Source organism: Paenibacillus sp. 598K, assembly GCF_003851045.1.
Lineage (GTDB): Bacteria > Bacillota > Bacilli > Paenibacillales > Paenibacillaceae > Paenibacillus_D.
Genome location: NZ_BFBX01000045.1, coordinates 631 through 27,458, shown reverse-complemented (window position 1 = coordinate 27,458; position 26,828 = coordinate 631). Strand labels below are relative to the sequence as shown.

At 58.5% G+C, this 26,828-nt stretch carries 18 protein-coding genes; 5 read left to right on the top strand and 13 right to left on the bottom strand.

The window, feature by feature from the left end:
- Window positions 1–34 precede the first annotated feature (34 nt).
- From PA598K_RS14860 to PA598K_RS14850, 3 genes are all read right to left on the bottom strand, one after another.
- A complete protein-coding gene (locus PA598K_RS14860) occupies window positions 35–1,726 on the bottom strand; it encodes a response regulator (RefSeq protein WP_128657723.1) in 1,692 nt (563 codons plus the stop codon).
- A complete protein-coding gene (locus PA598K_RS14855; RefSeq protein WP_128657722.1) occupies window positions 1,701–3,491 on the bottom strand; it encodes a sensor histidine kinase in 1,791 nt (596 codons plus the stop codon). The genes PA598K_RS14860 and PA598K_RS14855 overlap by 26 nt, the downstream gene beginning before the upstream one ends.
- Before the next feature lie 135 nt (window positions 3,492–3,626).
- Window positions 3,627–4,607 (bottom strand): alpha/beta fold hydrolase, encoded by a 981-nt coding sequence (locus PA598K_RS14850; protein WP_128657721.1) that lies wholly within the window; start codon window positions 4,605–4,607, stop codon window positions 3,627–3,629.
- A gap of 143 nt (window positions 4,608–4,750) precedes the next feature.
- On the opposite strand from PA598K_RS14850, the gene PA598K_RS14845 reads away from it, so the two are divergent.
- Window positions 4,751–5,620, top strand: coding sequence for an AraC family transcriptional regulator (locus tag PA598K_RS14845; protein ID WP_128657720.1), 870 nt, complete (start codon window positions 4,751–4,753; stop codon window positions 5,618–5,620).
- A 125-nt stretch (window positions 5,621–5,745) separates the two neighbouring features.
- Window positions 5,746–7,131, top strand: a complete 1,386-nt coding sequence (melA, locus tag PA598K_RS14840) for an alpha-glucosidase/alpha-galactosidase (RefSeq protein ID WP_128657719.1) — start codon at window positions 5,746–5,748, stop codon at window positions 7,129–7,131.
- 209 nt (window positions 7,132–7,340) lie between these two features.
- On the opposite strand, the gene PA598K_RS14835 is transcribed toward melA, so the two are convergent.
- Window positions 7,341–8,210 carry an AraC family transcriptional regulator gene (locus PA598K_RS14835; protein WP_128657718.1) on the bottom strand — a complete coding sequence of 290 codons (870 nt, stop codon included), beginning with the start codon at window positions 8,208–8,210 and terminating at the stop codon, window positions 7,341–7,343.
- Window positions 8,211–8,397: 187 nt separating this feature from the next.
- Between PA598K_RS14835 and PA598K_RS14830 the strand changes: the two genes are divergently transcribed.
- Entirely contained in the window at window positions 8,398–9,177 is a 780-nt protein-coding gene (locus tag PA598K_RS14830) for an Imm51 family immunity protein (RefSeq protein ID WP_128657717.1), read from the top strand.
- Window positions 9,178–9,949: 772 nt separating this feature from the next.
- On the opposite strand, the gene PA598K_RS14825 is transcribed toward PA598K_RS14830, so the two are convergent.
- The 7 genes from PA598K_RS14825 to PA598K_RS14795 form a co-directional block, all read right to left on the bottom strand.
- A complete protein-coding gene (locus tag PA598K_RS14825) occupies window positions 9,950–11,470 on the bottom strand; it encodes an ABC transporter substrate-binding protein (protein WP_128657716.1) in 1,521 nt (506 codons plus the stop codon).
- Window positions 11,471–11,538: 68 nt separating this feature from the next.
- Complete coding sequence (locus PA598K_RS14820) at window positions 11,539–12,435, bottom strand: carbohydrate ABC transporter permease (protein ID WP_128657715.1); 897 nt, start codon at window positions 12,433–12,435, stop codon at window positions 11,539–11,541.
- A gap of 11 nt (window positions 12,436–12,446) precedes the next feature.
- Window positions 12,447–13,358, bottom strand: a complete 912-nt coding sequence (locus tag PA598K_RS14815) for an ABC transporter permease (protein WP_260405416.1) — start codon at window positions 13,356–13,358, stop codon at window positions 12,447–12,449.
- 156 nt (window positions 13,359–13,514) lie between these two features.
- The gene (locus PA598K_RS14810; protein ID WP_185601987.1) at window positions 13,515–18,875 is read right to left on the bottom strand and encodes an S-layer homology domain-containing protein; all 5,361 of its coding nucleotides are present in this window, start codon (window positions 18,873–18,875) and stop codon (window positions 13,515–13,517) included.
- A 141-nt stretch (window positions 18,876–19,016) separates the two neighbouring features.
- Window positions 19,017–21,470 (bottom strand): helix-turn-helix transcriptional regulator, encoded by a 2,454-nt coding sequence (locus tag PA598K_RS14805; protein ID WP_128657713.1) that lies wholly within the window; start codon window positions 21,468–21,470, stop codon window positions 19,017–19,019.
- Between the two features lie 183 nt (window positions 21,471–21,653).
- Window positions 21,654–22,292: a pentapeptide repeat-containing protein gene (locus tag PA598K_RS14800; RefSeq protein ID WP_128657712.1), complete on the bottom strand. Its 639-nt coding sequence runs from the start codon at window positions 22,290–22,292 to the stop codon at window positions 21,654–21,656.
- Window positions 22,289–22,897: a hypothetical protein gene (locus tag PA598K_RS14795; protein WP_260405415.1), complete on the bottom strand. Its 609-nt coding sequence runs from the start codon at window positions 22,895–22,897 to the stop codon at window positions 22,289–22,291. Before PA598K_RS14795 ends, PA598K_RS14800 begins: the two co-directional genes overlap by 4 nt.
- Window positions 22,898–23,065: 168 nt before the next feature.
- On the opposite strand from PA598K_RS14795, the gene PA598K_RS14790 reads away from it, so the two are divergent.
- Window positions 23,066–23,701, top strand: coding sequence for a SurA N-terminal domain-containing protein (locus PA598K_RS14790; protein WP_185601986.1), 636 nt, complete (start codon window positions 23,066–23,068; stop codon window positions 23,699–23,701).
- A 95-nt stretch (window positions 23,702–23,796) separates the two neighbouring features.
- Here the strand turns inward: PA598K_RS14790 and PA598K_RS14785 are convergent, their stop codons facing one another.
- Together PA598K_RS14785 and PA598K_RS14780 are read right to left on the bottom strand one after the other, a co-directional pair.
- Window positions 23,797–24,402: a DUF4304 domain-containing protein gene (locus PA598K_RS14785; RefSeq protein ID WP_128657710.1), complete on the bottom strand. Its 606-nt coding sequence runs from the start codon at window positions 24,400–24,402 to the stop codon at window positions 23,797–23,799.
- A 614-nt stretch (window positions 24,403–25,016) separates the two neighbouring features.
- On the bottom strand, window positions 25,017–26,099 hold the full coding sequence (locus tag PA598K_RS14780) for a Gfo/Idh/MocA family protein (protein WP_128657709.1): 1,083 nt from the start codon (window positions 26,097–26,099) through the stop codon (window positions 25,017–25,019).
- Window positions 26,100–26,353: 254 nt separating this feature from the next.
- On the opposite strand from PA598K_RS14780, the gene PA598K_RS14775 reads away from it, so the two are divergent.
- A partial coding sequence (locus tag PA598K_RS14775) for an AraC family ligand binding domain-containing protein (protein WP_185601985.1) occupies window positions 26,354–26,828 on the top strand: 475 nt, incomplete at its 3' end.

Here is a 26,828-nt window from a genome sequence, read left to right as displayed (position 1 = left end):
AGCGGGGCCTGACGCCCGCTCTACTCGCCGATTTTCACTTTTCATTATCCGTTTTGGATAACATGGATCGCTCCCTGTATTCCTGGGGAGTACAGCCAGCAGCCTTTTTGAAGAAGCGGTAAAAGGACTGCTCCGTCATAAAGCCGACCGCTCTGGAAATGTCTTGTACGATCATCTGCCCCTCTGTCAGCAGCCTCTGCGCCTTGGCCAAGCGGCAGCGAATAATGTATTCGGTCAGCCCTTCGTTCGTCCTCTGCTTGTACAAGCGCGTCAAGTAATAAGGGTTGTAGCCGACAACCTCGCCGATCCGGGTCAGTGACAGATCGCCGGCCAAGTTATGCTCCACATAGAGTTGGACATGCCGGATCAGATGGCCCTCGCTGCTATGCTGGTCGAGCTGCTTTTGCTCGAAGAGACGGTCTGCGAGGCTGGAGAAATAAGCCTCCACCTCATGCCAATGGCGATCGGCGTCGAGGCTGGCCAATCGCCCCAGATCAAACGTCTGGCCGATCTCGGCATGCAGACCCCAACGGTTCATATAAGAGAGGAAGATAGCGACCAGCGAAGCGTAGATCTCCAGCCTGAGATACGTATCCGGCCGGTCGAGACTCGCGGCCATATCCATCAGCTTGGCATACTCCGTCTCGAAATGCTGTCGCTGACCGTTCTCCAGATAGGCCGACATCGCGCCGAGCTTCTCCAGCTGACTGCGCATCGCCTGCGTCTGGATGGGCGGCTCCTGGACTTGTCCTCCCTGGGATGACTTGTCCAGCAGGATGAACTCCTTGCCCAGGCCGAGACCTCGGCCGAACAGGCGCTTCAAGGCATGGAACTGCTCCGGCGCGTCCTCCCAGGCACGCATCCTGTCCGCTGCCGCAAAGGACAACGACAGCTTCAGGTACTGCTTGCACGCATATTGGACCGTCTCGATAGTGCCGTGAATAAACCGGATGAGCTGGCTGTGCGATGCTTTGGTCGACAGTTCGCTGTCCGCCGCTCCATCCCCCGCAGGCTGAATGAGCCAGAGCAGCTTGTTCCGCTCGAAGCTGACCGATACGCAGCGGGAAGCCTTGGCGAAGTACTCGTCTGCTATATTCGCTATCGCATACAACAGCAGCTGCCTGTCCGAGTTGCTCAGACTATCCCCCCAGTCATCGACGCGTCCGATCGCCAGCAGCACCTGATCCGCGCTCCCTAGCGGGAGGCTCAGCTCGGCGAACCGCACCGCTCTCCGGCGATGGGCATCCGCGTCCCCCTGGACCAGCTCCATCACATACTCTTGGAGCAGCAGCGGTCTGGCCAGTTGCAGCTGTCGCTTCGCATGCTCGAGCAATTGCCGGGACGCCACCGCCTCATAGAGCTCCGCAGCCGCCTTCTCTACTGCTCGCACAATCGCTTCGTTGCCCTCCATCTTGAGCAGATAATCGATGCCGCCATTGCGCACCGCCTGATGAATATATTCGAAGTCGTCATAGCCCGTCAGGAAAATCACCTTGCACCACGGCCATTCCTTGACGATCTCCCGCTGCAGCTCCAGCCCGTCCATCCCGGGCATGCGGATATCCGAGAGCACAATATCGATCCGCGTCCGCCGCAGCAGCTCGAGCGCCTCCAGCGAGGAGTAAGCCCCGTGGACCTCCAGCTCGATCCGCTCGTTGCGTTCGAACAGATCGAGCAGGCTCTCCACGATAATCCGCTCATTATCGACGATCAACAGCTTCAACATGCCTCTCTCCCCCTTCGCTTGTGAGCCGGATCTGCACGTTCATCCCGCCCCATGCGCCTCTTGCCACGGTCAGGCCGTATTCGCGTCCGAATCGGAGCTGCAATCGGCGATGCGTATTCAAGATGCCTGTCATCTCCATCGCCTGCTCCGATCGCTCCAGCTCTCGCGCCAGCTGCGCCAATCGTTCGTCGCCCAGCTCGGCGCCGTTATCCTCGACTTCTATGGTCAGGACACGCCCCTCGTCTTGCTCGGCGAAGCCGATGCGCAGCCTCCCGCCCGTCACTTTATGCTCGAGGGCGTGCTTGTAGGCATTTTCGATCAACGGCTGCACGATCAGCCTCGGGACCTCGACCATCCGCCAGGAGGCCGGCAGGCTATCCATCTCGACATCGATGGCGTCCCCGAACCGCAGCTTCTGAATCTCGACATAGGAGACCGCATGGCTGATCTCCATGTCCAAGGGGACGAATTCCTTGCCGCTGCGGGTGATGAAGTGAAAGTAGCTGCCCAGATGATGCAGCATCCGATCCGCCAGCTCCGTCTGCCCCATGCGGACGAGGCCTTGCAGAATAAAAAAGCAGTTATAGAAGAAATGCGGATTAATCTGGGACTGCAGCTGCTTCAGCTCCGATTGCTGAGAGCGGATCTGCTGCTCATACACTTCCCCGATCAACCGCTCGATCCGGCTGAGCATCGTATTGAACTGAGTGTACAGATAATGGAACTCGTCCTGGGTATCCGGCTGCACGCGGACCCGAAGGTCGCCCTTCTCCACCTTGCGGAACGAGACGACGAGCCGCCTCAGCGGCCGATGAATCAGTCGATAGATCCAGTAGGCGAATAATGCGACCAACACGACGGCAATGAACGACAACAACCAGAGCCAGTCCCGGTGCTCGCTCAGCGGCTGCAGTACCTGCTCGACCGGGACGAATACGGCAAGCGTTGCATCCAGCAACGGCGAGTACGCATACGCGATAAAATAATTCTTGCCGCTCATCGTCAGCGTCATCTGACCGGCTGTCGCCTGATGCGCCCCATCGTCCAACCCCGTCTGCTGCTGCAACTGCTGCGTGAATTCCGTCAAGGAAGCCTCATCGATGCCCGAGGAGAGGCTCCAGCTCCGATCCCTGTTGATGAGCGCAGCGCCCCCTTGCTCTCTGGTAACGATATTGGATAGGGTACGAACCATCTCCTTGCGGGAGAGCTCGATCCCGATCGCCAGGATCGGCTGTCGGTTCAGATAGACGGCATCCGGATAGACGCCGCTCATCAGCAAGGCATCGTTCATGCTGAAGATGGGCGTCCTCATATTGTCCGGATTGAGGATGGCGTCAAGCTCCGCCTGCGCGATCGTATCCTCATAGTCATTGGCCGTAATACTGCGACCGAGCGCCGGGACGAACAGCTTTACATTGTTCACGAACGGGCTGGAGCTCTTCAGTAGATAGAGCTTGCTCTTGACGGCCAGGATAAGCTCGGTTCGTTCATAATCGTTCAGCAGCTGCGAAGCTGCCGCAAGATCCATGAGATCGTCGTCGGTCATATACTCTGCTTTGAGCCGGATCAGTCGAGCAAACTCGGTGTCCAGAGAGGAGAGGTAAAAGTGGATCCGGGAAGACAACGATTCCGCGATCTGGTCCTTGACGTAGTCTTGTCCGGATTGATTCATCATGAGGCTGGTAATATAGATGGGCAGGATAATGAGCAGAAAAGACAATACAAGCTTGGGATATATTGTTAGCGCTTTCAGTCTGGAAAACATGGGGTTGTTCCCTCCTGCTGCAAAGACTGGGGGTGTCGTCTGAAGCCTATCATAGCATATGCGCAAAGAGCTGTCTCCGGCCCTTCTCAGCGCTCTCGGAGCGCTTATCCAGGGGAGACAGCGGTTGGGGAAGGCCTACGTATCCGCATGTTGCTGACGCATACCCAGCATAAAGGAGATCGTCTTGTCCTCGAACCCCGGCAATCGCTCATGCCCGTAGTCCGGGTAGAGCTCCAGATGCTTGGGAGAGGCGATCTTGTTGTAGATGGCGAACTGCGTCGAGGGCGGACAGACCGTATCCAACAAGCCGACGCCAAGCATCACCTCACCGCGAATCCGCCCTGCCAGGTGCTGGGTATCAATATAGCCCAGCCTCTCGAAAATCTCGTCCTCGCGCGCATGCTGCGGATCATGATGACGGAAAAAGACGCGCAGCTCCTCATACGAATCTCTGGCCAGGTCCATCTCCCATACGCGCTTGTAATCGCTCAGGAACGGCACGCTGGCAGCGACCCGGTTGATGCGCGGCTCGAGCGCCGCACAGGCGATCGCCAGACCGCCGCCCTGCGAGCCGCCCATGACGCCGACACGCGTCCCGTCCACCTCAGGCAGATCGATGACGATGCCGGCGAGCTGCGCGGCATCGAGGAAGATCTGCCGGAACAACAGCCGGTCGGGGTCATCCTCGAGGCCACGGATGATATGTCCCTTGTGGGTCGTTCCCCTCACGCCGCCGGGGTCCTCGGATAGTCCGCCTTGTCCCCGGCAATCCATCGTGAGTACAGAGAAGCCTGCCAACGCATAACTGAGCTTATCCGCCCAGTCGCCGGAATGATGCGCGTACCCGTGGAACAACAGTACCGCCGGGTGCGGAGCCGGCGCATGCTTCGGGCGGACATACTTGGCATGAATCCGGGCTCCCCCGACTCCGGTATAGTAGAGATGGAAGCACTCGGCATAGGGTACCTGGAACTCGCTGGCCACCAGCTCCACCTGACTGTCCAGACGCCGCATCTCCTGGATCGCACGATCCCAATACGCTTCGAAATCCGCCGGCCGCGGATTGGTGCCCGGATACGTCTGCAACTGCGCGAGCGGCATATCCACCATTGGCATTTCGACTCACTCCTATGTTCGGTATTTGAGTACAAGATGATATATAGTACAATATTTTCGTATATAAAATGCTGGCATCCCCAATTTAATGGAGAATAGATTACATTTCAATAGGATTATTAGAGCAAGGAGGTAGTATTATTTTGCTCAGAACCAATTATGGCTTTCGCTACAGAGACGATTCAGACCCGTTGATGGTCATCCGCACCGTAGGCTGGGAGAGCGCCGTCAATGCAAGCTACCGCTGGGACGGCCGGACGCGCGGCGACAAGTTCGTGCTGTTCCAATATACGCTCTCGGGCGAAGGCCATCTGGAGATCGGCGGCAAGCATTATACCGTACCCAAAAACCATGGCTTTTTCGTCCGCATACCGGACGACCACCGCTACTATTATCCTGCCGATGCAGCCGAGCCGTGGGAGTTCGTCTTCCTGACCGCCGAAGGCGACCATGTCCACTCCTACTGGAACGAGATCATCGAGAAAAACGGACCGGTGATCGCCTTAAAGCCGAATGCCCAACCGATCGCGATGCTGTGGGAGATGATGCAGGACGCTCACAATCAAGCGCTGCAGGACAAATACGATATCTCCGTCCGGCTTTATCAGTGGATTATTAGTTGCCTGCGCTGCGTGGAGGGCAAATCCGAGTCGCCGCAACATATGCCCGAAGCGGTTATCGCCGCTCAGAAGTTTATGCGGGAGCAATTTCATCGCGCGTTGACGCTCGAGGAGATTGCCGCCTCATCAGGGATGTCCAAGTATCATTTCTGCCGATTGTACGTCAAACATACCGGCCTAACGCCGATTCAGCATCTGACCAATATCCGGATCGGCGAAGCGTCGCGGCTGCTCCGCCAGACGAGTCTTGCCGTTGCGTCGATTGCCGCCGCCACCGGCTTTGACAACAGCAGCTACTTTGGCAAGGTATTCCGAAGGATGCTGGGCGCTTCGCCCCAGCAATTCCGCGAGAGCGCAGAGGACATCCCCGCCCACCATATTTTTGTGGATTAAGAGATGAGCAATATTGTACTACCCTATCGATAATAAGTTCCTATTTACGCCATCCCCCCTCGGATCTATGCTTAATGGGAAAAGTGTAAGGGAGCAATTATTTTATACGGGGGTGCAGATAGAACATGATAAAGATCGCAATGATCGGAGCAGGCAGCATTAATTTTACACGCAGATTGATCATGGATGTAATGGCGGTGCCGGAGCTGCGCGACACGGAGTTCCGACTGATGGACATCGATGAGGATAATCTGACGATGGTGACCAAGCTGAGCCAGCATATGCTCGACATCAACGGACTGGATCAGGCGACGATCCGCTCCACTATGGATCAGAGAGAGGCAATCGCCGGGGCGGACTATGTCATCTGTCTGGCGCGCGTCGGCGGACTGGAGGCCTACAAGCACGACATCGAGATCCCGCTGAAGTACGGCGTCGAGCAATGTGTCGGCGACACGCTGGGCCCTGGCGGCGTATTCTTCGCGCTGCGTACGATCCCGGTCCTGCTCGATATCGCCCGCGATATGCGCGAGCTGGCCCCGGACGCGCTGCTGCTCAATTACTCGAATCCGATGGCCATGAACACTTGGGCGGTGCGCCGGGCCGGGGGCATCCGGGTCGTCGGTCTGTGCCATGGCGTGCAGCACGGCCACGAGCAGATCGCCGAGGCGCTTGGCCTGCCGCAGGATGAGCTGGACCAGATCTGCGCCGGCATCAACCACCAGACGTGGTTTGTCAAAGTATCGCACCAGGGCAAGGATATGCTGCCCGGGCTGCTGGAGGCCTTCGAGAACCATCCGACGCTGCCGCAGACGGAGCCTTGCCGGATCGATGTGCTGCGCAGGTTCGGTTATTATTCGACCGAATCCAACGGACACCTGAGCGAATACCTGCCTTGGTACCGCAAAAAATCCGCCGATATGGACCGCTGGATCAATGATAAAGAGTGGATCGGCGGCGTCACGGCGGGCTATCTCGAGCATTGCCTGACCCGGTATGAGGACTATAAGGCGATGTATCCGAAATGGCTCAGCGGAGAGCTCGATTCGATCCCGCTCGGACAACGCTCGGAGGAGCACGGCTCTTACATCATCGAAGCGCTCGAGACAGGCAAGGTGTACCGCGGCAACTTCAACATCGCCAATCAGGGCCATATCACGAACCTGCCGGACGGCGCCACCATCGAGATCCCTTGTTATGTAGACCGGAACGGGATCGCGCCGACCTGGATCGGCGATTTGCCGCTCGCTTGCGCAGCAACCTGCCGGGCCAGCATCAACGTCCAGGAGATGGCTGTGGAGGCGGCATTGACGGGCAACCGCGAGCTAGTCAAGCAGGCGATCCTGCATGACCCGCTGACCGCGGCGATCTGCAGCACCGAGCAGGTATGGAGCATGTGCGACGAGATGTTCGAGGCGCTGACGCCTTGGCTGCCCCAGTTCAATGGAGAGGGCCGCACCTGGGCGGACATCCCGCAGCCTGCGGACGCCTTGTACCACTTTACTCGCTAGACGGACGTCGCCACGCGAGGCGATGTACCAAGAAGAGGCCACCCTCCCGTCGATATCTCGGCTGGGAGGGTGGCCTCGCTTTTTTGAGAGCATGAATATAAGCTCGTCAGTGTGTTCGTCCCGACCGCCGTCATGCCGCCAGACCACGCGTCGACTACGCGCAGACGCTGCGCAAGGGCTCTGCCCGAGCTACCGCAGCTCCAAGCGTATCAGGTCCGCGCCGCCATCTGCACAGGTATCCAGACCTCCGAGCGATAGTCGGCCGAGGCCGGGTCGCCTGGCGGGTAGAACTCGAAATCCGGCCCGCCCGTGTGCTCGTAGCCGGTCGCTGGGAACCATTCCTGGTAGATGCGCTGCCACACAGCCTGGATCGCGCCTGGCATCGGACCGACAGATGTAAATACGGCCCATGTCGCAGCGGGAATAACCCGCGTCGACAGTCCCGCTTCGTCGGGGCGGTCGGCCTCTACCGCGATCCAGTACGAGAAGGAATCTCCCTCCGGGCTCATGTCGGCACAGATGCCGAGCAGGTCATGCTGGCCGCCGCCCAGTTCCACCAAGCGGTCCGAGGTGCCGTCTGCATGGCACTGCTGCCAGAAGGCAGGAATTTGACGAAGGTTCTCGCCATCCACATGGGTGCAGACAATCTTCTTTCCTGTGACTGTAAAGGCCTCTCTGTTCACAATACGATAATCCATATCTTGGTCTCCTTTCAAGGACAGGTGGAAGGTGAGGCGAGGATAAGCCTTGAGCCGCGCATCCTGCTCGCGCGCCGCCGACGGCGCGATGCCGTGCGCTTTGCGGAACGCCTTGGCAAACGCCTCCGGCGACTCGTACCCGTACTTCAACGCCACATCGAGCACCCTCGCCTGTTGAACGGCAAGCTCCTGCGCAGCCAGCGTCAGCCGACGGCGACGGACATACTCCCCCACCGAGACGCCGGTCAGCATACGGAACATCCGCTGGAAGTGAAATGGCGACGCATAGGCTGCGCGGGCCACCTCTTCGATACCGAACGGCTCCGTCATATGGTCCTCGATATAGGTTAGGGCATCCTGCATTCGTGTCAGCCACTCCATAGCCTCACTCTCCTTGCTTCTCATCCTACCACTCGATCCCTGCCTCGTCCTGTCTTTCTGTGCTCTTTGCGGCAAGCTGCCTTATCGGGAGGACGTGCCTTTAGACTCTGGTCCCGCATGAACCGACGGCGGTAAAATAAGGGCATTGTTAGACTCGATCAAATGCCCCGAAGGGAGATGTCGTTGGATGAAAGCGGATTTGCTCAAGAAGCTAAACGTGTGGTATGGCAAGCAAAAACATGAGGCCATCGTCGCTGAGCTGACAACCTTGCCGGAGGAAGAGCTGGATGCCGAGTTGATCGGTCATCTGGCGCGCGCGCACAACAACATCGGCAACTATGACGAAGCGATTCGTCTGTTGCTCACGGTCCAGGAGCAAGGAGCAACGGATGCGCTGTGGCAATTCCGCCTGGGCTATGCGTATTATTATTCGGATCGTTATCAGGAAGCGTTGCCCTGCTTCGAGGAGGCCTGCCGTCTGGAGCCCAAGGATGCGCTCAACCGGCAATTCCTCGACATGACTCGCGAACACCTCAACCTCCGCGACATAGGAAAGTCCGCAAGCAAGCCGAAGACCAAGAAAGTGTCTGTCAGCGGCTTGAGTCGCACTGCAGAAACTGCTGCTCCAATCGACAAGAACCAGTTCGCCCCTTTCAAATGGATCGTCCACGACCGGTCGGTGTCGCTGATCCTCACGGCAGGGAGCTACAAGCAAGAGGTGTTCGCCGAGCGGGAGGACGAGGGCTTCGAGGGCAACGGCTATGACTGGGGGTCGCTGGCGGCGGTGTTCATCAAGGAGCGTATGCCGAAGATAGAGAGCGTCGTACATTTCGACCCCGAGGCGGATATGTTCTGCGCTTATTCCGAGGACAGCCAGGCGCTCGCACGATTCGCCGCAGGGTTCCTGGAGGCCTGTGAGGATGATGCCGTCATCCGAGACCTGTTCTCGCGAGCGGAGTTGGACTAGTAGATAGCTCATAAGTAACGTTTTCTATCCCGCGCTTTTGCTCAAACAAAGGCCAGCCGGATAGCGATAAATGCAAAAGTACCTTTATTTCCGGCGAAACAGGGTTAAAACAGGTAAATAAATGCAAAAGTGCACTTAATCGGATTGAAATTCCCCCATCATGCGCCGTTTCCCAAAAATAACTGCACTTTTGCATTAAAATTCCCATTGCACGCACATTGGAGCATAATTAGAGGTATTTTTGCAGTTAAGCGAGTACAGGTATCCCATCAGGATCGCTCATACGCAGGTCATGCGCGTATGGAAACGCTTGTTGGCCGAAAGGGCGCCCACTGTAACGCTCACCATGGCGCTTATTGGCGGCGATTGGCTCCGATTCGGAGTCTAATGCTTACCACGGCGCTTATGGGTATGAAAAAGCCGATTTTGGAGACAGAATTGCAAAAATAAGCGCCTCCGCGAGCGTTAGACTGGGCGTCGTACGTTTTTCGAGCAAATACGGCCGAGGGCAAGCGTTAGCGTAACTGCCATCCTAACATCGCATATCGCACGGCTCAGGATACCAGCAGCCCCCATACGCTTCCGGTACAGCGTACTAACCGTCCCCTCCGGACTACCCGACCCCAGCCAAGAGGAAGGGCTGCCACTTTAGCGGCAGCCCTTCTTCGATGCTTATTCGGTGCTTATTCGGTGCTTATTCGGTGCTTATTCGAGACTTAGTCGATGCTTATTCGAGACTTATATGAGACTTATTCGCGTTCCAGTTAATAGCTTACGACTTCACATTCTCCGCCACCCAAGCGTCGAGCTGGCGTTGCAGCTCATCGCGCACCTTTTCGGCGCCGGCGTTGCGCAGCTTGGTCAGATACTCGGGCAGATACGTCTCGGGATCGACGGTGCCGGTCATCAGCAGCGGCTCATACTCCGCCTTGACGGCCATCACATTGGCATACTCCGCCTTGACCGCCGTATCGTCAAAGGAAAAGCCGAAGGTTGGCTGGACAAATGCCGATTCGTTGAGCGCCTTGGTCTTCTCCCACGTATCCGGGGCTTGCCCTTCAACCAGATAGCCGTTGAAGACGTTGCCGAACACCCAGTTTTGGGCCCGGTAGCTGGCGTTTGGATCGATGCGGACGGTGTTCTCGTCCAGCTTTTCGTAGTGCGTGCCCTCGATGCCAAAGCTGAGCAGATTGTACAGCTCCGGATCGGTATTGACCAGCTCGATGAGCATGACCGCCCGCTCCGGGTTAGCCGAAGTACGGCTCACTGCCGTCAGCGTCGTAATGTTGGATGTGCGGCGCGTCGTCGCCTCGGTGAGCGGGATGCCGATCACGTCATAGCCGCCGTTGGACGCTTTTTTCTCCGCCTCGTAGCCCGGCTTCATTGCGCTCTCCAGACCGGAGGCATACTTGCCGTTGTAGAGGGCGTCGATTTGTTTGACCGTCGAGGCATCGTCGTTGATGTAGCCTTTCTCGAACCAGCTGTGCATCAGCTCGACGAAGCTCTTGTACTCCGGCGTCTCCTCCAGGATCTGCGTCTTGAACGTGTCGTCGCCGATGCGGATGCCATTGTCGTCGAAGCCGTACATGAACGGCTCGAACTTGGTGCCCGGCCCCGTCAGCATGAGCGGAGTGATGCTCGGGTCGTTCTCTTTGACCAGCGCCAGGAACGGCTCCAGATCCTCCAGCGTCTCTACCGTCGAAGCGTCAAAGCCGTATTTGTCGGCGAGATCCTTGCGGATGCTGGCTCCGTAACGCGAGGTGATCGTCTGATAGTTGGGCACCGCATAGATCTCGCCCTGGTATTTGGTCGCATCCCATGTGAACGACGGGATCGCCTTCAGCGTCTCTGGCGCATGCTGCTCCAGCAGCTCGTCGAGCGGGATAAACGCGCCTTTTTTGACATTCTCGTCATAGTTGAACGCCCAGTTGGCAGTCCAGACGAGGTCGAACTTCTCTCCGGCTGCGCTGGCGGTGTTGAGCTTGGTCGTATAGCTGCCGAAATCGATCGGGCGCAGCTTCACCGTCGCATTCAGCTTCTCTTCCACGATGCGGTTCACCTCAGCCTCGATCTTCTGCTGATCCGGCGACACCTGGGACACGCCGTAGTACCAGATCAGCTCCACATGCGGCAGCTCGCCGTCTGTCTCCGCATTCACCGGCGTCTCTCCGCTATTGCCCGGCGCTGCTGGCTCCGCGTTCGACCCGCCTGGATTGTTATTGCCGCCGCTGCAAGCCGCCAGGAAGACCAGACAACCTAGCCAGACGAGCAGCGCCCGTTGCATTTTTTTCATTCGAACCCCTCCATCTACTATTTACTTCACTGAACGATCCCGTGACCGTAGGCTTGATTTTTCAACAGTTACCCCTTCAGGGAGCCTACGGTCATCCCCTGCACAAAATACTTCTGAAAGAACGGAAACACAAACATCATCGGCCCCGCCACCATGACGACCAGCGCCATCCGCACCGATTCGTTGGGGAACTGGCTCATATCGAGGCCAAGCGACTGGATATACTCGCTGTTGTTGCGCAGGAAATCAAGCGTATTCATAATCCGCACCAGCAGCAGCTGCAGCGGCACCCGTCGATCCTCGTCGATGAACAGCAGGGCGTTGAACCACTCGTTCCAATAGTTGAAGGCAATAAACAGCCCCAGGGTTGCCAATGCCGGCGTCGAGAGCGGCAGGATGATGCGGAAGAAAATCCGCCATTCGCCAGCGCCGTCCATTTTGGCCGACTCGATGATCTCGAACGGTATCTTGCCCATAAACCCCTTCATGATCAGCACGTAGAAGGGAGAGAGCAGCCCCGGCAGGATAATCGCCCACAGGGAGTTTTTCAGATGCAGATACTGCGTCATCAGGATGTAGAACGGCACGAGCCCGCCGGAGAACATCATCGGAATAAACACATAGATCGTCACCCAGGAACGGAACGAATAATCGCGCCGCGAAATCGTGTAGCCGATGATGCTCGTCAGCAGGATGCTGAGCAGCGTCCCCACCACGGTTATAAACGCCGTATTGCCATAAGCCCGCAGGATAACCTTCGGGGTCTGCAACAGGTACTCATACGCCAGCGAGCTGAACTGACTGGGAATAAACGAATAGCCGTAGGTCGTCAAAGCGCGCTCATCAGTTAGCGAAACGGCGACGATCAGGATGAACGGCGCGATAATGACGAGCGACAACACGATAAAAAAAGTATTCAGCAGGGCATTGACGATGCCGCTGCGCCGCATAGCATAGGTTTCCATCGGTCAATCCCCTACCATAATGAATTTTCTTCGCTGAATCTGCGGACGGTGTAGTTGGCAGCTACCACGAGCACCAGCCCGACCGCCGACTGATACAGGCCCACTGCCGTCGCCATCGGGATATCGCCGCTGACGCTGAGCGCCCGGTAGACGAAGGTGTCGATAATATCCGTCGTATTGTACAGGAGCGGCGAGTTGTTCGGGACAAAAAAGTGCAGGCCGAAATCGCCGCGGAACATGTTGCCGATCGCCATAATCATCAGGATAATGATGAGCGGCGCCAGCATCGGAATCGTAATCTTGCGGGCCATCTGGAAGCGGGATGCGCCGTCCATACGCGCCGCCTCGTAATACGATGGATCGATCGCGACGATGCCTGCATAATAGACCAGCGCCGAGAAGCCGATCGACTTCCACAGATGCGCCGATGTCAGGATCGCGGGCCAGTAGGAGGCTTCCAAATACCAGCGGACGCGATCCAGACCGAGCGACTCGGAAAACCGGTTCAGGAACCCGTAGTCGTGGCTCAGGAACATCTGCACCAGGAACATGACGACGACCCACGAGACGAACGTCGGCAGGAACATGATCGTCTGGTAATACTTGCTCCAGCGACGCGATATCTCGTTGAGCAGGATCGCGACCAACAGCGCAGCAAACGTCGTAATGACCCAGAACCAGAGACTGTACAGGATCGTATTGCGGGTGACGATGAACGCTTTCTCCGAGATGAAGAAGAAGCGGAAGTTGCTGAAGCCGACCCACTCGCTGCCCAGAATGCCGAGATCGTACCGGTAGTTCTTGAAGGCGATGATGACGCCGAACATCGTCAGGTAGCTAAAGACGAAGATATACAGGAGGGAAGGCAGCGCCAGCAGCGTCAGCTCGCGGTCGCTCTTCCCCATGCGGAACAGCTTCTTCAAGGTTGTTCACCCCCTTACCCTCATTAGTGGGGGAAAAGCCTTCACGAACGGATCAGAACTGTCCGCTTCGGCAATTCCCCCTATGGTGCCTTCATCATGGCATGGGGGCTGAGGCAAAATAAATCCTAAAAAGCGGATAAAGTATTAAATCGCGTATTAAAACGGCGCTTTTGTTGCAGACTGGAGCGCTTGCAGCAGGTTGTAGATCGTCTGCGCCGTCTCATCGCGGCGCGCCGTCTGCTTGGGCTCGAAGGCGCCGCCCGGATAGCCCTGCATCAGGCCGAGGCCGATCGCCTCGGCGATGGCGTCACGGGACCAGGCAGCGGCTGCCGCCAGATCGGTCAGCGCCGTTGGTGCAGCTCCAGCACTCGAAGCGCCTTGGCCAGCAACGTAAGTATACGCTCTCAGCAGCATCACAGCCATCTCCTCGCGAGTGATCGTCCGCGACGGGGCGAAGCTGCCGTCTTCGCTGCCGAGGACCAGCCCTGCCGCCTCGGCAGCGGCGACAGCGCCAGCGTACCAATCCGCCGGGCGCACATCTGTGAAGGCAGACGCGGCGACGGCGTCCGGCACGCGCAAGGCGCGGACTAGCAAGGCGGCGAACTCGGCGCGCGTCGTCGATGCGGCAGGGTCGAAGCGGTCGACGCTGCGGCCGGTCACGATATGCCGCGCGGCCAGCGTCTGCACAGCCTCGGACGCCCAATGCGCGGCTGGCAGGTCGGCGTAGCTCGCCTCGTACGCCAGCACGGCGAAGGTGCCGGGAGCAGTCAGCTCCGCGATAAACTGACGACCGTCAGCCGATGCGCCGCCCCCTTGATAGGCCCATGAGCCATCCACTGCAGGCAGATACAGTCCCAGCCAAGCTGCTGTTCCTGCGAACTCCGCCAGCGACAAGGTCAATTGCACAGGCTCCGGCAACTCGCCTTCGTAAGCGGCGCGCAAGCCATCGCGGATCGTAAACAACGCCAGCTCATAAGGAGCTCCAGCAGCGTGATACCGGTGTCCGTCTCCTCCCGGCTGCGACAGGGCAACCGCCCTTTCGCTGATGACCAGGAGCAGATCAGCAGCGTCAGCTTCAGTGTTGCCAGACTCCTGCACCGCCGTTGCCGTGTCCTGGCTTGCGCTTGCGCCTGAGGCGCCCTCCGTCCGGGCGGCTGCAGCCGACTGTGCAGACTCCGACTCCCGCGACGCCGCTTCCGCCATCGCGTTCAGCGCCTCCAGCGGGAAGGTCAGCGTCAGCGGACCGCTGCGAACAGCCAGCGGACCCTTCAGCTGAGCCAGCATCCCCGCAGGAATGTGCAGCTTCGTCTCGCCCGGCTCCAGCGGAACAGCCACGGTGCCATCCTCATCCGCTGCCGTAACATCATCGGCCGTTAGGACGCGCAGACCGTCTTCCGTCTCAGGCTCCGGCTCTGGCTGCTGAGGCTCCGTCGTCACCGGCGGCATGTAGATCGGTCCGCCTGTGCTTGGCGCGGTTACGCGCACCTCTGCCTCGACTGTCAGCCCGCCATACGTCGCCGTCAGCTTGGTCGTGCCCGCTGCTACTGCGGTCAGCTTGCCTTCAGGCGTCACCGTTGCTACGGCTGGATTGCCCGTCGCATAGACTACGCCCTCAGAGACCTCCGCTGTGTCCCCATTGCTATAGACGGCCTGGACAGTCGCTTGCGCCTGGCCGCCGGTTGTCAGGTTATACTGCGATTGATCCAGGCGCAGCTCGCTCAGCGCCAGCGCTGGCTTCAGCTCCAGCGTGTTGTCTGCGCCGGTGTAGTGATAGACATTCAGATAGCCCTCGTCGGCGATTGGATTGTCCGCATCTTCATCCAGAATGTTCAGCGCGGTTACGCCGTCCACCCGCAGGATGAAGCGGACACCGTCTTCCTCGTCGATTGCTCCGATCTCGATCTCGTGTTCCTGATTCGGAAGGATCGTCGTATTAGGCACGATCTCGACCATCGTCTGCCCCGGCTTCCAGGTCTGGAATTCGATCTGATCCGCCTTGATAACGACCAGATAGCCTTTGTTGGCGCCTACCCAGGTCGGGTCTGCCGTGCGGTCGGAGCGCAGCGCAAAGCCGTACCACCCCGTGCCGAAGGCACCGAAGTCCGCCCGGAAACGCAGAAGGCCGCTGCCGAAGCGCTCGCCCTCATAGCCGAATACGCCCTCTCCATTCAAGCGCACCGTGCCCTCGCCGAATGTCAGCCCTTCTCCGCCGACCCAATCCTCGCTGCGGCCCAGATGCTCGCCCAGATCGATGAAAGGATAGTCCTGCTGCGCGCCTACCGTCACCTCCAGCTCGGCCGTAATCTCCGGATAGGCTGCGGCTGCAGCCGTCAGTACCGCCGTTCCGGGGCCGACTGCCCGTACAGTGCCGCTTCCTTCCACCACGGCGACAGCGGGATCGCTGGACTGCCACACCAGCCGCTTATCCGTCGCGTCGATCGGCGTCACGATCGCTTCGACCCGCCGCCGCTCTCCCGGCGACAAGGCCAGCGACTCGCTGCTCAGCGACAGTCCGGTCACCGGGATACGGACGATAGAGACGGTCACGTTATCAAACATAAGATTGGCGAAGCCCTCGACATAGAATCCGATTTTGCCCGATGGACTATGTCCCGGATTTTCGCCCTCGAGGACCAGCTCGCCATCCACGAATACACGGATGGACGGACCCTGCGCGATCACGCGCACATCATAGTCCGTATTGGCTGCCAGACCCGCTCTAGGCAGGATAACCTCCTCCAGCGTCCGCCACTGGGCGTCGTACAGGATCCAGGAGGAGCCGCTCTCCGAGTGACGGTAACGGATATGGCCGCTGCCGTTGTCCCCATTGCGGTCGTACAGGATGAGCACCCCGCCCTCCGGCATCGCAGCCGGCGTACGGAGCCTGAAGCTCAGCTCGTAGTCTGCGAACAGCCGAGGATGCTGGCTATTCGCCCCGTTCACGATGCTGTACCAATGATTGCCCGTCTCATCTGCGGTAATGCTATGGTTGGCATCGACCAGCCAGCCATTGCCGCCCGATTCGAAGTCGGTGAAGTGCAGGACGCCTCCCCCTTCGGTGACGGTCACCACCGCCTCTGCGGTGAGGGCGGGGTTAGCCGCAGAGACGACCGTAATAACCGCCGTCCCCGGGAGCAGCCCCGTGACGCTGCCGTCCGCATCGACCTCGGCGATCGTCGGCTCGCTGCTGCTGTACGTCACGGCCGTCTCTGTCGCATTCCACGGCACGATCTCGGCCCGCAGCGAGACGCTCTGGCCGATCGCCATCGTCACTTCCTCCGCAGGCAGATGCACGCCGGTCACCTCGATGGTATCCGGATTGCTCGAGACGCCCACCTTACCCTGGGTGCCGATCTGCTCGAACGGAATCTCCACGAAGCCCGGGATTCGCGTGAACACCTCCGCATCCTCAGTCAGCCGGAAGTCGCCCGCCGCCGGGTCCACGAAGCCGGGATTGCTGGTGGCGATCCAGTTGTTTTCATAGTTCATTAGATTATGGATGTCCCGCGCTCCGTTCGTATTGGTCTGATTCGAGCGAGTGAGCGTCGGGTTGTAGATGACATTGTTTTTGAAGTGATTGGTCGTCGGGAAGTACCGATCCTCCTCGAAGAACGTCAGCAGCTCCGGATACTTCTCTGCATAGATCGAGCCCTCGAAGTTGTTGTAGCGCTCGAACAGCTCCAGCCACTTCGGCATGTAGTCGCGGTCCACCCGGTTGTCCGGCTCGCGGCTCATGAACATCTCGTAATTGTCATACGGCACGTAAGTGTCGATGAACATATTGTTGGCTGCGTAGATGTACGAGCCCGTACCGCTCTTGATGGCGCTGTTGCCCATTTTGTAAAAAATATTTTCCTCAATCGTGATGTCCATCGTCATATTGTCCGGGTAGACGCCCTCCACGCCGTGAAGGTTCTCCCCGATATGATGAAAATAGTTGCGCCGGATCACCGTGCCGCGTTCATCCGGCATCATCCCGGCGTTCATGTAGATCGCGCCAAGATCCTGGAAATCCTTGCAAATGTCGTAGATGTTGTTGTACTCGATCAGGTGATCGTTGCCGTACAGGATGATGCCGGGATGCGGCGCGTCATGGATCTCATTGCCGATCGCCTGATTGCCGACACCAGAGAACAGCACGCCGGGGTTATAGGCCTTGTGGTAATAGGCAAAGTCGTGGATATGCGAATTTTCCACCCGATTGTTGCCCGGCTCCAGCGTCTCCTTGTCGCCGCCATTGAGCGTCACCGCTGTACCGCCGACATGGCGAATATGCGAGGAGATGACGGCATGGTTACTACCGTTGCGGTCGTTCTCCACACCGTCGTAGCCGTAGCGGCCCGGAGCGTTGATGCGCACGCCGCCGTTGGCAAAGTTGCTAATATCGCAGTTCACGATCTCGACATGGCTGCCGCCGAGGATGATGGCTGCGACATCTCTTCCATACTCTAACCCTAGCTCCTCGAAGCGGATATGCGAGGCTCCCGTCGTGCGCAGCATCGGCTCCTTCAGCATGGTCACCGTCGCTTTTGCCTCACCGCTGCGGAAGGCTGCGTTAGGCATCAGATACAGCAGACCCGCATCGCGATCAATGTAATACTCGCCCGGCGCATCCAGCTCCTCGAGCAGATTTTCCGCAAAGTGGAAGTCGGGGTACCAATTCTTCAGTAGACCCGACATCTCGCCATACTGCAGCGTGATCGTCTTGTTGTCGAGATCGATGCTCTCCACCTTGTTGTAGGACCACTCCCAGCTGTAGCCGAAGATGCCGTCCAGCCAAATATCCTCGGCCTGTGTCCAGTAGCGGGGCCGGTCGTACGTATACGAGAAGGTGCCGCCGCGCTCATGCAGGTCCGCATCGTTGACCGTCGGTCCCGGATCGAGGATCTCGTTCATCTGTACCGTGCCTTCGTTGGGCCAGCGAGCCAGCGTCATGCCCTGACCGCCAATATACAGCTCCATCGGCGGGACCAGACTAAGATCGTTGGCCTTCCAGTAGCCATGCCGGCTGATCTGCCCATAATCCGTAATCCCGGCTGCGGACAGGTCAAATTGCAGCACCTTGCCGCGGGCACTCGGCTCGATGATGCGCGTCAATACGTCGGAATCGGTGACGGGCTGGAAGCCGGTCGTGTCCAGCTCCTGTCCTCCGGTCAGCCGCACCGTCTCGCCAGGATACGACCGGTACACGATCGGCGCATCAGCCGTGCCGGAGTCTTCCTCTCCCAGCTCGAACGTAGCCGTACGCGTATAGGTGCCTTCCCGCAAATAGACGGTGATGCCGCCCTCCGGCAGCCCCTCCTCGCTCTTCAGCTCGCGGACCGCGTCCCGCGCCCCCTCCAGCGTCAGCAGCGGCTCTGCCGCCGTTCCGCTATTGGAATCGCTTCCATTTGGCGATACATAAATCGCCGTCTCTGCTGTCGCAACCGGCTCCGCCTGCGCGCCCGGGACGGGCAATCCCGTCCAGGCCACTGTGACGGCCAACAACCCCACCAACCAACGTTTCTCTCTTGCCACTGCATTCATCCTTTCCCTGAATCTGAAATGGATTGCCCCTGTATTGTGGCAAGAGGAGGCGCTGGAGGATATCCCAAAATTCGCGAATCATGCGCAGGCGGGTTTTAATTTTGGGCTTTTATATGAATATCGCGCGAAAAATTATTGTCCCAGCGCAGCATTCAGGCGATACTCCTTCGGAGTCATGCCGTATTTTTTCTTGAACAGGGTGATGAAGTAGCTGGCGTTGTTGAAGCCGAGACAGTCGGCGACCTCCTTGACGTTGTAGCTGCTGCCGACCAGCAGCTCGCACGCTTTCTCCAGCCGGTAGCTATTCAGATAATCCCCCACCGAGCACTGCTCATACTGCTTGAAGAGTCGTCCGACGTAGGCCGGGGACATCTTCAGATGCTCGGCGATCGACTGCAGGCTCAGGTTAATGTCGGCGTAATGGATCTCGATGAACTCCTTCATCGTATCGACGATCAGCTTGTTGCGGTCTTCCTTGAGTGGCGAGTGGTCCGCTTGGCAGATCTGGGCGAGGTACCCGCCGAGCAGCTCCTGCATGCCTGTCAGCGATTCGGCCTGCAGCACCTTGCGATTCAGATGCTGCAGCTCGACCGAGCCTGCATGCGCCGCGAAGGCCGGCTCGCGGAGAATCTGCTTGATGACCAGAATCACCTGCATGACCGCATACGTCATGTAATCGTAATGAATGGCCCGGATCAGCCCGAATATCCGTCCCAGCACCGCCTGCACGGCGTCTGCATTTTTGGCCCGCAGACCCTCCGCCAGCTTGTGCTCCAGCTCTGCCGGGATCGCGAAGTCCTGGCGTGTCAGGTTGCCCTCGATCGCGTCTGACGTGATGATCGCGTCCGGGCCGAGCGCCAGCCGGTACATGAGCTGCTGCACGGCGGCTTCGTAGGTTGCGGTCAGCTCGCTGTAGGCGACGGCCGCCTGGTTCAGCGCCGCTGCGAAGGTGCGGCCCCGGTAGAAGCGCTTGTACGTCTGCTGCGCCTCGCCGAGCAGGCCCGCCAGCCCGCTCATGTCTACCTCCCCGGTCTCTACTTGCAGGATGGCGACCAGATACTCGCCGTTCATATCCACCACCCGGTTGGGGTAACGTCTGGCTAGCGTCTCCTCGATAATATTGCAGGCTGCGAACCGGTAGAGCTTCTCCTGACGCGCCTCCGCCTGCGACATCACGCCGCCGGGAGCGTGCGGCTGATCGAGCGCGACGACAGCGATCGCCCAGCGCGGCTCCAGCTCGGACTCGGTCGTCTCCGCAGGCGCGAATAGCTGCGGGCTTGCCTCCGCAGATACGAACAGCTGCGGACTCGCCTCGGCAGATGCGAAGAGCTGCGGGCTCGCCTCGGCACAATGCTGCAGCTCCTCCGGCGTCATCGTTGCGCTGTCCGCGATCCAGCGGCGCAGGTAATAGTCGCCGACAATCTTGCGGCTGCGGCTCCCCTCCTGATCGACCTCGCGCAGCTTCTCCAGCGTCGATTGATACACATCCGTGATGAAGCGCATCTCGTCCTCGCTGGCAGCGACCGCCGTCGCCGCCCCCGTGTCGCCGCCTGGCAAGCCGGTCCGCTTGAACAGCTCGAACAGCTTGCCCACCGGGCGATACAGCCGGTTGGAGATGACGAGCGACAGGACGAAGCTGGCGACGAGGAACGCGCCGATCAGCAGCAGCATCGCATTGCGCAGCGTCTCGGCTCGGCCCATCACCTGCTCGTAGGGCAGGATATTGAGCACCTTCCACTGGCTGACGCCGACACTAAGCTCAGAGATGACGTACCTGTCCCCTCCGATCGGACGGATCGAGAAATCGGCCGTGGCCTCGGCTTCCGATGTCGCGTGCGTCGCAGACAGATACGCCTGAACAGCCGGCGGCTGCAGCGCTTCCATCCCTTCCGATTGCAGCAGGCGGCCGCGCTCGTCGACCAGCACCATGCCGCTCCGCGTGTCCGTCATATTGTCCAGCTGCATAATATTCTCGAAGATCCACTCCGGCCGGATGTTGACAACGACGGCGTTGGGCGTCGCGCCCTGACCGGGATAATGATCCACCACGATATAGGAGAACAAGTCGACATAAGCTCCACTCTCGTCCAGCTTGAGCGGCAGGAGCTGCGCCAGCAGTCCTACATCGGAGGGACCCAGCCGCGCCAGCAGCCGCTGCTGCAGCTCCGGCCAGTGCTGGCGCGACCAGACCCCGGAGCCGGCGCTGTAGAACTGGTCGGCAGCTCCGCTGTAGACGACGATGGATTCGACAAAGGACGTGGAGTCCGCCAGAATATCCAGCTTGCGCAGCGTCTGGAATTTCATGACCGGGTCGGGCTGCGCTGCATTCATCAGGTAGATGATGCTCGGATCGAGCGTGGCCACCATACCGAGATTGCGCACGATATCATGAATGTAATTGATGTTGTGCTTGATCTGCGTCAGCACCTTCTGATTGGCTTCCTGCTGGGTCTGCAGGATCGTATCGCGGGAGAAGAGATAGAAGGACAGAGCCGTTATGAGCAGCAGCCCGGCCATGGAGAGGTTGAAATAAAAGAGGATGCGCTGCAAAAATTTCCTGCCGGCGATATGCCCCATCAGTTTCATCGGCTGACCACTCCACTCCGTAAGATGGCCTGCCCGGCCGTACGACCTCCTTAAGCAAGTCTAAGGAGGCTTACGCGCGCGGGCAGGCGTACATTATGTCAGAGTGTACCGCCCTCCGGCAAGGACGGTCAAGGCTAATCGCAGGTATTTATAACAATCTGCGGATTTTGATATCCATAGGAGCTACACCAGCGGCACATCATTCATCTTGATGCCATCCACGATCGTATCGCTCCACTCCGGGAGGCTGTCCGTAGCGCCAATGAACCGACTCCCGTAGAAGGAGCCGCCCCCCAGTACGCTGCCCTCGAAGCTGCAGTCTTCAAACACACAATGCATAAGCATCGCCCCGCGAAGCTTTGCGGCATCGAATCGGCACCGCACGAACGACACATCCCTGGCGATCGCCTTGCTCAGATTGCTGCTTGTAAAGTCACAATCCACAAACCGCTCGCCTAACCTGGCCTGGCTGAGATTGGACTGGCGGAAGGAACAATGCTCGAAATGGCGCGTCACGAATCGGTTAGTCAACTTAATGCCTTGGAGCAGGCAATGGGACAGAGTCGATGAGCGCAGCGTAGCAGCGTCCAGAAACTGGGCATAGGACAAATCGACCCGTTCCAGCGTAAGATATTCCATGGCTTCGGTCAGGGCGACCCCTCTGAAGTCCGCGTAGCCCTCCTCCGTCAGCCCGAAGGGAGAGGATGGGAGGGCACGCTCTTTTTTGTGTATATTGCGTTTGCCTGTTATGGCAGCCAGCTCCTCCTGGAACCCGGCTATCTGTTCGGGTGACCATCGGGCGGCAGCTTGTTTTTTGTTCACGGCGACTCACTCCTTATTATTCGGTTAGGGCTGCACGCCCCCCCAGCGGCTATATTGTCGGGATGGATATCCGCCCGCTCATCCGCATGGTGCATACGAAGCAAGAGCTGTTCGACCTCGGCCAAAGGCAGGTCCAGTTGCCTACTAATCTCATGCAGTCCTATATCCTGACCGAGCAGCTCGCGTGCCCGCTGTAGCCTGCCGTTCAGCCAGTCGTTCGCCTCCATCCACTCCCTCACTTGCGTCAACAGCGCCTCCCGGGCCGATTTGTCGGCGTGCTTGGGGTACTTGGCCAGCGACTCGGACAGATACTGGTCCAGTTGCAAGCCTAACGCTTCCCGCTGCTCATGCTTGGACATGCGCAGATACTGCTCATAGCTGATGCTGATATCCAGATACAGCACCTGCTCCCGGCTGTCGAACCGACGGAACGTCTTGCGGCCATAGCTCTCCGGCAGGACGCGCAGTGCGATGACGATGCCGTAGGAGAAGCTCCAGCCCTGGGCCAGCTCCTCCAGCGGCACCAGCTCATCCCTCAACTGATGCACACAGGTCCCATGCGTATCCAACACAAAAGCAAATTCCATCATAACCTCCTCCATCATTTCGATGCTTACTCCTATCCTACCATGAGATTCGGGCATGGGACAGGCGGGGCCGCAAGCGGTAGTTCAGAATAGTGCTACTAACGGTTGATGATAGCAATTCGGTATGGTATGGTCATAAAAATTGGAAAATCAGGTGTGCGGGTAACAAAAGGAGGAGAGGCACGGATGAGACAGAGGATATGGCTCCTATCCATCCTGGCAGTTTGCGTAGTGGCTGGCATCTTCGCTGCAACCTACTTCATGGGCAATCGAATGAGCCCGACGGCGGTGGCTCAGGTAAAAGAAGTTACAGTAGAGCAAGAGGAATTCGTGGAAATAAAACAAAATCGCGCCTTGCTCCGCTCATTGGGGCATGAGGTGCCGGAAGCCAGCGACGAACAACTCATCGAACGTCTGCTGACGCCAAAGCTGATCGCACAAGAAGCCGAACGTCGAGGCCTCTCCGTGCCCGAGGCGGATATCGATGAGCAGATCGCTTCTCAACGAGATGCGCTAGAACAGATCGATCCCGATGACGAGCAAGAGGCGTGGATACTGCCGCTGATGGCCAAAACCTACGAGATGAAGGGTGTAAGCGAGGAGCAGCACTGGCAGTCGGAAAGGACAAGAGAAGGATACCGCCACGGGCTCTATCTCGTCGCCCTGCGCGATGACATGGTAGAGAAGGAAGAGATTACGAGCGAGGAGCAATTCGATGCTTATAAGCAGAGCCTCTATGATAAGATTCGGGACGAGATCGTCTATAACTATACTCTACTGGATCAGATCAACGTTTCTATCGAAGAGCCATCGCCCCTATGACAAGCACGGTTAACGATGTCGTTCTCATTCACACGCCAAAAGGACTGCCGCAGATCGAACCTGAGCAGCCCTTTTTGTCTTATCGAGTTGGAGCATTACGACCCTATGTCCTCCCCGTACTCAGCAAAAATCGCCTGATACTTCCCTTCAAAGTACGACCACCGATTCTCTTCTCCGTGCTTGTCCCGCAAAGCCGCCACATAAGCTCTGGCCGCGTCCGGCTCGCCGGAGCGGATCAGCAAGCGCATCCCTTCCTCGCCCAGATGCAGCGCCGGAATGGCGCGATAATAGTCCACGATCGATCGGGCATCGGGCATCTGAGCGTAATAGTCTAACACCTGCTCGAGACCGCTGCGCAGCGACTGCCGAACCGAATCGATATCCGTCGCTTCCGTCAGTTCATAGCGAGCGGGCACCCCTTGGGCGATGTGCTCGATGCGCTCGCGGAAGTGGCACTCCACTTCTGCGGGGGCTTCGTTGACGGACTTTCCTTGAATCTCGGCCAGCTCGGCGCTATAGATGCCACAGTTCACATAGAACATCAGCTGATCCGCGCTATTGCCCGCAGACTTCTGGAAGCTGATAATATAAGTCATCGCATCAGTCGCCTTGCTGAAGTGCAATCCTTTTTTGGCGTATCCATGCTCCTTCAACAACGGCTTGATATCCTGCTTGATCAGATCGTTAAACACCTGCTTCATTTATCTCCACCTCCACGGGCTTTTGGACCTTATGATGCCATGGAGGCACGGAAATGTCTATGAATCGCAAGATGCATTTAGTCTGACTATCCTCAAAAAAGCGTGCAGGCACGACCAAAGGATCGATGCTTAAGTGCTCCAGCAGTTAAAATAGGGAATGCTTATGCGTTCGAGGCTCACCACGTCCAGCGAAACTTGTGCCATAGTTGGCACAGCTCCGGGCACGGGGCGATGCCTCGCCGATACTTGTGCCATATTTGGCACAACTTCAAGCACGGGGCGCTCCTTCGCCGATACTTGTGCCATAGTTGGCACAACTTCGAACCCGGGGCGCTACTTCGCCGATACTTGTGCCATAGTTGGCACAACTCCGGGCACGGGGGGATGCTTCGCCGGTACTTGTGCCATATTTGGCACAACTTCGGGCACGGGGCGCTCCTTCGCCGATACTTGTGCCATAGTTGGCACAACTTCGGACCCGGGGCGCTCCTTCGCCGATACTTGTGCCATATTTGGCACAACTTCGAACCCGGGGCGCTGATTCACCGGTACTTGTGCCATAGTTGGCACAACTCCGGGCACGGGCCTCCCTGGCATTTTGAGGGCTGTCTAGTTTAGAGCTTGCCGTCGAGCCGAATCTCGCGTCCCTCGGCGGCGGATTGATAGATTGCGGAGAGGATCTTGATCATGTCGACGCCATGCTCCGGCAGATTGATTGGCTCTGCCCGCTGCTGCACCACGTCGATGAAGTGCTTGAGATGCTCGCCGTGCGCAGGCGGCGCCTCGCCTCGGAACGCCGGCTTTAGATTCGTCAGTTGGCCAGCCGTCTCGGTGAATACCTCCAGCTCGCCGCGCTTCAGGCTAAAGCCCGACTTGGTGCCGCGCAGCTCGACGAAGTTCATCTCCTCGGCAACATTCGAGGCCCAGCTGAACTCGAGCTGCAGCGTCGCCCCATTCTCGAAGCGGATAAAGCCGGTCGCCAGATCCTCCACGTCAAACACGGCCTCGCTGCCGCTCACTTTATCCCCGAAGCTGCTATGCGCGGAGTCGCTCAGCTCGTCGTCGGCAAACTTGGTATAGGTCGCCCCCGACACCGCCACAGGCTTCGGATTGCCCATCAGCCACACCGCGAGGTCGATGAAGTGGACGCCCAGGTCGATCAGCGGCCCGCCGCCCGACAGCTCCTTGGTCGTGAACCAGCCACCCTTGCCCGGGATGCCGCGCCGCCGCAGCCAGCCGCAGCGTCCGGTGTAGATCTCGCCCATCAGGCCGTTTTCGATGTAGCGCTTGATATATTTGGCTGCCGGCGTGAAGCGGTTGTTGCGCATCGTCATCAGCACCTTGCCGCTTGCCTGGGCCGCATCGGCCATCGCCTGCGCCTCGTCCGGATTGATCGCATCCGGCTTCTCGCAGAATACATGCAGGCCCGCTTGCAGCGCTGCGACAGCGACCTTGGAATGGTACAGGTTCGAGGTGCAGATGTCGACGGCGTCGAGCTGCTCCTTGGCCAGCATCTCCTTATAATCCTCATAATAAGCAGGGATGCCGTTAGCTGTCGCCACCTCCTCGGCGCGTCCCGGCTTGATGTCGCAGACGGCGACGATCTCCACCTCGGGATGCTCGAGCAGCGGCTGCAGATGCGCGGCCTTGAAGATGCCCCCGGTTCCTACGATGCCTAATCTGAGCTTTTTGTCCATACCTGTTGCCTCCTAGTACTATTTGATGTATCCGCCAATCCTTCATATCCGGACCGCAGCTGCCGATTACACCTCAACAACCCTTAACGGGCGGAATGCTAACTATAATCAAGTTTCAGTATACGACTGAAGCGCTCTCATTGTCGTTAGCGTGGATTCCGATTTTATTGACGTATCTTCCGATCTTCTGTACTTCATACGTCTTCTGCGAGTACAATGGAGCCAAGTCAGAGGGAGGTAAAGGAGGCGGGCTTGTGCTGGAGGTCGTCAGTGCCGGTTATTCGCGACATACGAAGCCTTTTCAGTCGAGCAACGTGCAACAGGTATATCTGCTGCGCTTGCAGGTGGAAGGAGAATGTTATGCTATCGTCAATGAGACGCAGTACGATCTCGGCCCTGGCGACTTGCTGTTCTGCAAGCCGGGGGATCGCTACCAGCTCTATATCCTGCATGAACCTTCGTCTCACGGGGCAAGCGGGGATTATTACTTCGGCCTCCGGCCGGAGGATGGCTGGATGGCGGCTTATCGGGCCGCATTAGGGGAGCAGACCTTGCTACATGCGGGAACAGACCCGACGAGCATCGCGCTATGCAGGTCGCTAGTCGGGGAGCGTCGGCGGGTAAATGACGCCCACCCGGCGATCCTCGACGGGCTGGCGCGCAGCCTGTTGCTGCACTGGCAACGGCAGGCGGGCGATGGACAAAGCGGCGATGTGTACCAGCGGCAGG

Bases quoted from the DNA above. Each gene is read 5' to 3' on its own strand.
- melA (WP_128657719.1), top strand. From the start codon at position 5,746: ATGATAAAGATCGCAATGATCGGAGCAGGCAGCATTAATTTTACACGC.
- PA598K_RS14860 (WP_128657723.1), bottom strand. From the start codon at position 1,726: ATGTTGAAGCTGTTGATCGTCGATAATGAGCGGATTATCGTGGAGAGC.
- PA598K_RS14790 (WP_185601986.1), top strand. From the start codon at position 23,066: ATGAGACAGAGGATATGGCTCCTATCCATCCTGGCAGTTTGCGTAGTG.
- PA598K_RS14795 (WP_260405415.1), bottom strand. From the start codon at position 22,897: ATGATGGAGGAGGTTATGATGGAATTTGCTTTTGTGTTGGATACGCAT.
- PA598K_RS14835 (WP_128657718.1), bottom strand. From the start codon at position 8,210: ATGGAGTGGCTGACACGAATGCAGGATGCCCTAACCTATATCGAGGAC.
- PA598K_RS14830 (WP_128657717.1), top strand. From the start codon at position 8,398: ATGAAAGCGGATTTGCTCAAGAAGCTAAACGTGTGGTATGGCAAGCAA.
- PA598K_RS14820 (WP_128657715.1), bottom strand. From the start codon at position 12,435: ATGGAAACCTATGCTATGCGGCGCAGCGGCATCGTCAATGCCCTGCTG.
- PA598K_RS14780 (WP_128657709.1), bottom strand. From the start codon at position 26,099: ATGGACAAAAAGCTCAGATTAGGCATCGTAGGAACCGGGGGCATCTTC.
- PA598K_RS14785 (WP_128657710.1), bottom strand. From the start codon at position 24,402: ATGAAGCAGGTGTTTAACGATCTGATCAAGCAGGATATCAAGCCGTTG.
- PA598K_RS14855 (WP_128657722.1), bottom strand. From the start codon at position 3,491: ATGTTTTCCAGACTGAAAGCGCTAACAATATATCCCAAGCTTGTATTG.
- PA598K_RS14805 (WP_128657713.1), bottom strand. From the start codon at position 21,470: ATGAAACTGATGGGGCATATCGCCGGCAGGAAATTTTTGCAGCGCATC.
- PA598K_RS14825 (WP_128657716.1), bottom strand. From the start codon at position 11,470: ATGAAAAAAATGCAACGGGCGCTGCTCGTCTGGCTAGGTTGTCTGGTC.
- PA598K_RS14850 (WP_128657721.1), bottom strand. From the start codon at position 4,607: ATGCCAATGGTGGATATGCCGCTCGCGCAGTTGCAGACGTATCCGGGC.